Genomic DNA, 7915 nt, shown 5'->3' on the forward strand with positions numbered 1-7915 from the left:
TCACCGATGAAACGAGAAGACATCAACCACGTCCTGGTTATTGGCTCCGGGCCGATTGTGATTGGTCAAGCCTGCGAGTTTGACTACTCGGGTACGCAGGCGTGCCGCGTCCTCAAGGAAGAGGGACTGCGGGTCACGCTGATCAACTCGAACCCGGCCACCATCATGACGGACCCGGAGTTCGCCGACCACACCTACGTCGAACCGATCGAGCCGCACTACATCGACATGATCCTGGAGAAGGAGGCGAAACAGGGCAACCCTGTCGACGCTATCCTGGCAACGCTTGGCGGCCAGACCGCGCTGAACGCCGCAATCCAGCTGGATCGCCAGGGCATCCTGGAAAAGCACGGGGTCGAACTGATCGGTGCGAACATCGACGCGATCGAGCGTGGCGAGGACCGCCAGAAGTTCAAGGACATCGTGGAGAAGATCGGCGGCGAGTCCGCCCGCTCCCGCGTCTGCTACACCATGGACGAGGTCCACGAGACGGTCGAAGAGCTTGGCCTGCCGGTCGTCGTGCGCCCGTCGTTTACCATGGGCGGGCTGGGCTCCGGCCTGGCCTTTACAATGGAGGACCTCGACCGCATTGCCGGCGGCGGCCTAGAGGCCAGCCCCGAGGCGAACGTGCTCATCGAGGAATCCATTCTGGGCTGGAAGGAGTTCGAGCTCGAGCTCATGCGCGACGGCGACGACAACGTCGTGGTCATCGCCTCGATCGAAAACGTGGATGCGCTCGGCGTGCACACCGGCGACTCCGTCACCGTGGCACCCGCGCTGACGCTGACGGACCGCGAGTACCAGACCATGCGTGACCAGGGCATCGCCATTATCCGCGAGGTGGGCGTGGACACCGGCGGCTGCAACATCCAGTTCGCAGTCAACCCGGAAGACGGCCGCATCATCACCATCGAGATGAACCCGCGCGTGTCGCGCTCCTCGGCGCTGGCGTCGAAGGCGACCGGCTTCCCGATCGCCAAGATCGCCTCCAAGCTGGCCATCGGCTACACGCTCGACGAGATCACCAACGACATCACCGGTGTCACGCCTGCCGCCTTCGAGCCGACGCTGGACTACGTGATCGTGAAGATGCCGCGGTTTGCCTTCGAGAAGTTCCCGGGCAGCGACGACACGCTCGGCACCTCCATGAAGGCGGTTGGCGAGGCCATGGGCATCGGCCGCAACTACATCCAGGGCCTGAACAAGGTCATGCGCTCGATGGAGGACAAGCCGAATGGCTTCTGGACCCGCCCGGACGAGTACTTCGCGGAGGGCCGCGAGAACGACGTGGCCGCAGTGCTCGAGGACCTCAAGGTCCCGACGGACAAGCGCATGTACGACGTCGAGCTCGCCTTGCGCCTCGGCGCGAGCGTCGATGAGGTGCACGAGGCCAGCGGCATCGACCCCTGGTTCCTCGCCGAGCTGCAGGCGCTCGTGGACTTCCGCCAGCAGCTTATCGACGCCCCCGTGCTCGACGCCGAACTCCTCCGCGAGGCCAAGGCCTATGGGCTGTCCGATGCCCAGATTGCGGCGCTGCGGCCGGAGCTGGCGGGCGAGGACGGCGTGCGTTCCCTGCGCTGGTCGCTGGGCATCCACCCCGTGTTCAAGACCGTCGATACCTGCGCCGGCGAGTTTGAGGCACAGACGCCGTACCACTACTCGGCCTACGAGATAGACCCGAACGCCGAGAGCGAGGTGGCCGAGACCGGCCGCGAGAAGGTCATCATCTTGGGCTCCGGCCCGAACCGCATCGGCCAGGGTATCGAGTTCGACTACTCCTGCGTGCACGCGGCGCTGGAGCTGTCGCGTATCGGCTACGAGACGGTGATGGTCAACTGCAACCCGGAGACCGTCTCCACCGACTACGACACGGCGGACCGTCTCTACTTCGAGCCGCTGACCTTCGAGGACGTCATGGAGATCTACCGCGCCGAGTCGGCCTCGGGCACGGTGGCTGGCGTGATCGTGCAGCTGGGCGGCCAGACCCCGCTGGGCCTGGCGCAGCGCCTTGCCGACGCGGGCGTGCCGGTGGTTGGTACGACCCCGGAGGCGATCGACTCGGCGGAGGACCGCGGCGAGTTCGGCGACGTGCTCGAGGCCGCAAACCTGCCGGCACCGGCCTACGGCACCGCGACCTCCTTCGAGGAGGCACGCGAGGTTGCAGCGGGCATCGGCTACCCGGTGCTCGTGCGCCCCTCTTACGTGCTCGGTGGGCGCGGCATGGAGATCGTCTACGACGAGACCAGCTTGCACGACTACATCGACCGCGCGACCGAGCTGTCGCCGGACCACCCGGTGCTGGTCGACCGCTTCCTGGATTCCGCGATTGAGATCGACGTCGACGTGCTCTGCGACGGTGAGGAGGTCTACCTCGGCGGCGTGATGGAGCACATCGAAGAGGCCGGTATTCACTCCGGCGACTCCGGCTGCGCCCTGCCGCCGATGACCATCGGCCCGGAGGACATCGCTCAGGTCCGCCGCTCCGCCGAGGCGCTCGCGCACGGCATTGGCGTCAAGGGCCTGATGAACGTGCAGTTCGCGCTGAAGGACGACATTCTGTACGTCATCGAGGCAAACCCACGCGCCTCCCGCACAGTCCCGTTCGTGTCCAAGGCGACGGGCGTGCACCTGGCGAAGGCCGCCGCCCGCATCATGATGGGTGCCCCCCTTGCCGAGCTGCGCGAGGAGGGCCTCATCCCGACCGATTACGACGGCGGATCGCTGCCGCTCGACCACCCGATCGCGGTGAAGGAGGCGGTGCTGCCGTTTACCCGCTTCCGTCGCCCCGACGGCTCGCTGCTCGATACCATCCTCGGGCCCGAGATGAAGTCCACCGGCGAGGTCATGGGCCTTGCCCCGTCGTTTGGCGTGGCTTACGCCAAGGCAGAGGTTGCGGCCTTTGGTCCGCTGCCGACGGAGGGCACGGTGTTCGTTTCCGTCGCTAACCGCGACAAGCGCACGCTGATTTTCCCGATCCAGCGCCTGTCCACCATGGGCTTCAAGATCGTGGCGACCGCAGGTACCGCGCAGATGCTGCGCCGCAACGGTATTGCCTGCGAGACGGCGCTGAAGGCCTCGGAGGTGCGCGAGGGCGGCGAGGGGACCTCGATCGTCGACCGCATCAGCGAAGGCGAGATCGACCTGATCCTCAACACTCCGGCCGGGTCCTCCGGCGCTCGCCACGACGGCTACGACATCCGTGCCGCCGCCGTGGTCGCGGGTGTGCCGATCATGACGACGGTCCAGGGCGTGACTGCCGCCGTGCAGGGCATTGAGGCCATCCGCGGCAACGAGATCACGGTGACCAGCCTGCAGGAGCTGGAGCACGCGGGCGAGGAAGCGAAGGCTTAAGGCCATGGCGCAGAGTGTGGACACCCAGCCCGGCTTTGGGCAGCAGCTTGTCGACGCCGGCGAGCGCCACGGCAGGCTATGCGTAGGCATCGACCCGCACGCCGCCCTGCTCGAGCAGTGGGGCCTGAGCGACAGTGTGGAGGGACTGCGCGAGTTCTCCCGCATCTGCGTGGAGGCCTTCGCAGGCAACGTCGCGCTGGTCAAGCCGCAGGTAGCGTTCTTCGAGCGCTTCGGCTCGCGCGGGTTCGCGGTGCTGGAGGAGACTCTCGCTGCGCTGCGCGAGCGCGACACGCTCGTGGTGGCGGACGCGAAGCGCGGCGATATCGGCTCGACCATGGCCGGCTACGCCGACGCTTGGCTCGCACCAGGCTCGCCGCTGGAAGCCGACGCGGTGACGCTGACGCCATATCTCGGCGTGGGATCTCTCGAACCGGCAATTGAGCTGGCGGCTGCCCACGGCAAGGGTGTGTTCGTCATGTCGGCGAACTCCAACCCCGAGGCAGAGGCCTTCCAGAGCTCGCTGATAGGGGAGCGCACGGTCGCCCAGTACATGGTCGATGGTTGCGCGGCTTACAACGAGGGCGCAGCTGTCGGTCACGTTGGCGTCGTAGTCGGCGCAACGGTGCAGAACCCACCCGTGCTCGCGCACCTCAACGCGCCGGTACTCATGCCTGGCGTGGGTGCGCAGGGCGCGACGATGGAGGACGTCGCCCGCATCGCCCGCGGGCGAGCACAGCTGGTGTTTCCGAACATGTCGCGCTCCGTGTTGAAGGCTGGGCCGGACGTGGATGAACTGCGGAAACAGGCGCGCGACCTGGCGAAATAAGGTTTTTGGCGAGGGCGTTTGCGCTTTTCGCTAAAAAGCCTGGTAGTTTAGTTCCGTCAAAGCGTTGACGTGGCGAAATACCGTACGGTGTGCGGTACGAGCTGCGGTGCCTTTCCCGGCACGTCATCAACGCGGCGGAATTAACCCAGTGCTACACTTAGCCAGAACTGAGAGTTGCAGCGGTGGTATTTTGGCCGATGTCTTCGGCCTGCTACCGTGTGGCACTCTTGGAACGACGGTTTAGGTAGGACTGGACCGAAACGTACTACTATTTTATGGAGGAACCAGTGGCACTTCCACAGTTGACTGATGAGCAGCGCAAGGCAGCACTTGCAAAGGCAGCCGAGGCACGCAAGCAGCGTGCTGAGCTGAAGGCTTCCCTCAAGCGCGGCGACACCAACCTCAAGGACGTGCTCGCGAAGGCTGAGTCCGACGAGATCATCGGCAAGACCAAGGTCTCCGCACTGCTCGAAGCAATGCCGAAGGTGGGCAAGGTCAAGGCCCGCGAGATCATGGAAGAGCTGGAGATCGCACAGACCCGCCGCCTGCGCGGCCTGGGTGAGCGTCAGCGTCGTGCGCTGCTCGAGCGCTTCGGTTTCTCCGAGGACTAAACCATGACTGAGGTATCGCCGCGAGGCAGGCTGGTCGTGCTGGCCGGCCCCTCCGCTGTAGGTAAGTCGACAGTGGTGCACAGGCTTGTGAGCGATGTCCCTGATCTGTACTTCTCCGTCTCCATGACCACTCGGGCTCCGCGCCCGGGCGAGGTCGACGGGGAAGACTACTTCTTTGTCAGTGCTGATGACTTCCAGCGCCGCATTGATGCAGGCGAGATGCTGGAGTGGGCCGACATTCATGGCGGATTGCAGCGCTCCGGTACTCCGGCTGGTCCGGTGCAGGAGGCGCTCGATGCGGGCCGTCCCGTGCTGGTGGAAGTAGACCTCGCAGGCGCGCGCAACATTAAGCGGCTGATGCCCGAGGCGTCGACTGTCTTTTTGGCCCCGCCTTCGTGGGAGATTCTGGTACAGCGTCTCTCCGGCCGAGGCACAGAGACGGAAGACGTGATCCAGCGTCGTTTGCTTACCGCACGCGAAGAGCTCAATGCACAGCACGAGTTCGACGATGTAGTGGTCAACGATGATGTGGATACCGCCGTCGCGGCAATTGCCAGCATCCTGATGAACAGCACGAACAACGAGACAAACGAGTAGGTTTTAGTGAGCAACATTACTGAGGATCAGTCGCAGGTCACCGCGGATTCGCCGGAGCAGAAGACCTACGACACCCCGCAAGGTATTACCGCGCCCCCGATCGACGAGCTGCTGACGAAGGTGTCGTCCAAGTACGCCCTCGTCATCTTCGCGGCCAAGCGTGCCCGTCAGATCAACAGCTTCTACCAGGACTCCGAGGACGGTGTCTTCGAGTTCGTTGGCCCGCTGGTCACGCCGGAACCCGGCGAGAAGCCGCTTTCGATCGCACTGCGCGAGATCCAGGCCGGTCTGCTGGAGCACGAAGAAGGCCAGTAATCAGACCGTAGCGTTGTAACGCCCGCCCGCCGTCCCCTCGGCTGGCGGGCGTTGCGCATTGCGTATGCTTGGGTGCCATGAGCGATGTGCAAGGAAATGGCGTCAAGGCAACCACGGATGAGTCTCGGGGGCGGCGCGTCGTCGTGGGGGTGGCCGGCGGCATCGCGGCGTACAAGGCGTGCCACCTCGTGCGGGACTTTAAAGAGGCTGGTGACGACGTCCGCGTCGTCCCCACCCCAAGCGCACTCGAGTTCGTCGGCGCGGCTACTTTCGAAGCGCTGTCCGGCCACCCCGTGGACACGGGCGTGTTCTCCCGTGTCGACGAGGTGCAGCACGTGCGCGTCGGCCAGGAGGCGGACCTGGTGGTCATCGCCCCGGCTACGGCGGATGTGATTGCACGCATCGCCGCGGGTCGTGCGGATGACCTGCTCACCGCCACGGTGCTTGTCGCCACCTGTCCCATCGTGATCGCGCCGGCCATGCACACGGAGATGTGGCTGAACCCGGCCACGCAGGCGAACGTCGCCACCCTGCGCGAGCGCGGGATCACGGTACTCGAGCCCGCGCATGGCCGCCTCACTGGGAAGGACACCGGCCCCGGGCGCCTGCTGGAACCGCACGTGATCGCTGAGATGGCGCGCACGGTACTCGCCACCGGGCCGCTGTCGCAGTCGCTGTCGGGCAAGCGCGTGCTCATCAGCGCGGGCGGCACGCAGGAGAATATCGACCCCGTGCGCTATATCGGCAACCGTTCCTCGGGACGGCAGGGCTTTGCGCTTGCCGACGTCGCCGCGCACAAGGGCGCCAGCGTCACCGTTGTCGCCGGAAACACCGAGGAGCTGGAAACGCCCGCGGGAGCTGAGGTCGTGCGGGTGCGCTCCACGCGAGAGATGGAGGCGGCGATGCGCGAGCGCGCTGTTGACGCCGATGTGGTCATCATGGCCGCTGCGGTCTCTGACTACCGCCCGGAGCACGAGGCAACCTCGAAGCTAAAGAAGGGGCGGGCGAACGAAGACCTGGAGACGTTGCACCTCGTCGAAAACCCGGACATTTTGCGCGGGCTGGTTGCCATGCGCGATGCGGGGGAGACGCAGGCGCGGATTATCGGGTTCGCGGCCGAGACGGATCAGCCCCTGGAGCACGGGAAGGCGAAGCTTGCGCGCAAGGGCGCGGACATGCTCATGGTCAACGACGTCTCCGGCGGCAAGGTGTTTGGCCAGCTACGCAACTCCGGCTGGCTGCTCACCCGCGACGGTGGCGTCGCAGAGGTTGCCGACGGCACGAAGCACGAGGTCGCGGCACGGATTTGGGACGCGGTGGAGCGCTTCGAGAAGTAGCGTTGCGTTTAGGGTGCTTGCTCCTCTGACGCGCTAGTCAAGGTTCTCTTCTGTTGTGCAGGTGCAGTGTTCGCATTCGTCGTCCTCGCAGGGTTTGTCGGCGAAGTTGTCGCCGTAGTCTTCGAGTTCGCATTGGAGGCGGGCGTGGTCGTCGCGTTTCGGGGTTTGGCGGTCTTTGGAGACCCAGCGTGCTCCGTCGGGTGCGATGAAGTGGATTTCTGTGCCGTGGCGCATGATGAGGACCTCCCGGTCGGTGACCATGGAGTGACACGAGGAGCAGAGTGGGATGAGGTTGTCGAGGTCGGTGTGTCCTCCGTTGGCCCAGTCATCGATGTGGTGGGCTTGCATGAACATGTCATGGTTGCACCCGGGCATCGCGCACTGGTGGCCCCACATGGACATGAGTGCTTCCATTTGGATTTTGGAGACAAGCCTGCGTTTGCGCCCGTAGTTGATGATGAGTCCGTGGTCGTCGAAAAGCACGCCCCGGGCCTCAGCATTGGCGGCGACGTTGGCGAGGTTGAAAGCGGGGACGGCCTTGTTGTTGGGGAGATACCCGTTGCCGCTGGTGCTCATCATGATGTTGACTTGTGCTGCTGGTGCCAGCCTGGTGCTTTTGGCCATGCCGGAGCGCACCAACTGCACCATGCCCATCAGGGCGTGGAGCAGGAAGCGTTGGGGTGGTAGCCCAAAGCCGGTGTTGAGGATGTCTGCCCCGCTTGTATCGGGTCGGGTGGTGGCTTCTTCGAATGCGGTGGTGAGTTTGTTTTCGTCGAACTCTCCTTTCTCGTCGATGTAGTCGGTCATGGTGTTAAGGCCTGCGTGGTAGGCGAGGGCTCCTGCTTTGAGGGACCTGACCCCCGTTAGGTAGACACCTG

General features: G+C 64.9%; 7 protein-coding genes. 6 read left to right on the plus strand and 1 reads right to left on the minus strand.

Annotated features, from left to right (window positions below; translation table 11 throughout):
* Nucleotides 1–6: 6 nt before the first annotated feature.
* The 6 genes from carB to coaBC all read left to right on the plus strand — a co-directional run bounded on the left by carB (nucleotide 7) and on the right by coaBC (nucleotide 7037).
* The gene (gene carB, locus HMPREF2990_RS08225) at nucleotides 7–3351 is read left to right on the plus strand and encodes a carbamoyl-phosphate synthase large subunit (protein WP_070763926.1); all 3345 of its coding nucleotides are present in this window, start codon (nucleotides 7–9) and stop codon (nucleotides 3349–3351) included.
* Between the two features lie 4 nt (nucleotides 3352–3355).
* The gene (gene pyrF / locus HMPREF2990_RS08230) at nucleotides 3356–4177 is read left to right on the plus strand and encodes an orotidine-5'-phosphate decarboxylase (protein ID WP_070763929.1); all 822 of its coding nucleotides are present in this window, start codon (nucleotides 3356–3358) and stop codon (nucleotides 4175–4177) included.
* 287 nt (nucleotides 4178–4464) lie between these two features.
* On the plus strand, nucleotides 4465–4788 hold the full coding sequence (gene mihF / locus HMPREF2990_RS08235; RefSeq protein WP_038590808.1) for an integration host factor, actinobacterial type: 324 nt from the start codon (nucleotides 4465–4467) through the stop codon (nucleotides 4786–4788).
* 3 nt (nucleotides 4789–4791) lie between these two features.
* The gene (gene gmk / locus HMPREF2990_RS08240; protein ID WP_070763931.1) at nucleotides 4792–5385 is read left to right on the plus strand and encodes a guanylate kinase; all 594 of its coding nucleotides are present in this window, start codon (nucleotides 4792–4794) and stop codon (nucleotides 5383–5385) included.
* Nucleotides 5386–5400: 15 nt separating this feature from the next.
* On the plus strand, nucleotides 5401–5700 hold the full coding sequence (gene rpoZ, locus HMPREF2990_RS08245; RefSeq protein ID WP_095066809.1) for a DNA-directed RNA polymerase subunit omega: 300 nt from the start codon (nucleotides 5401–5403) through the stop codon (nucleotides 5698–5700).
* Nucleotides 5701–5777: 77 nt separating this feature from the next.
* Nucleotides 5778–7037: a bifunctional phosphopantothenoylcysteine decarboxylase/phosphopantothenate--cysteine ligase CoaBC gene (gene coaBC, locus HMPREF2990_RS08250; protein WP_070763932.1), complete on the plus strand. Its 1260-nt coding sequence runs from the start codon at nucleotides 5778–5780 to the stop codon at nucleotides 7035–7037.
* 33 nt (nucleotides 7038–7070) lie between these two features.
* On the opposite strand, the gene HMPREF2990_RS08255 is transcribed toward coaBC, so the two are convergent.
* On the minus strand, nucleotides 7071–7915 hold an 845-nt coding region (locus tag HMPREF2990_RS08255), incomplete at its 5' end, for an HNH endonuclease signature motif containing protein (RefSeq protein WP_210399971.1).

This window comes from Corynebacterium sp. HMSC071B10 (assembly GCF_001814825.1).
Lineage (GTDB): Bacteria > Actinomycetota > Actinomycetes > Mycobacteriales > Mycobacteriaceae > Corynebacterium.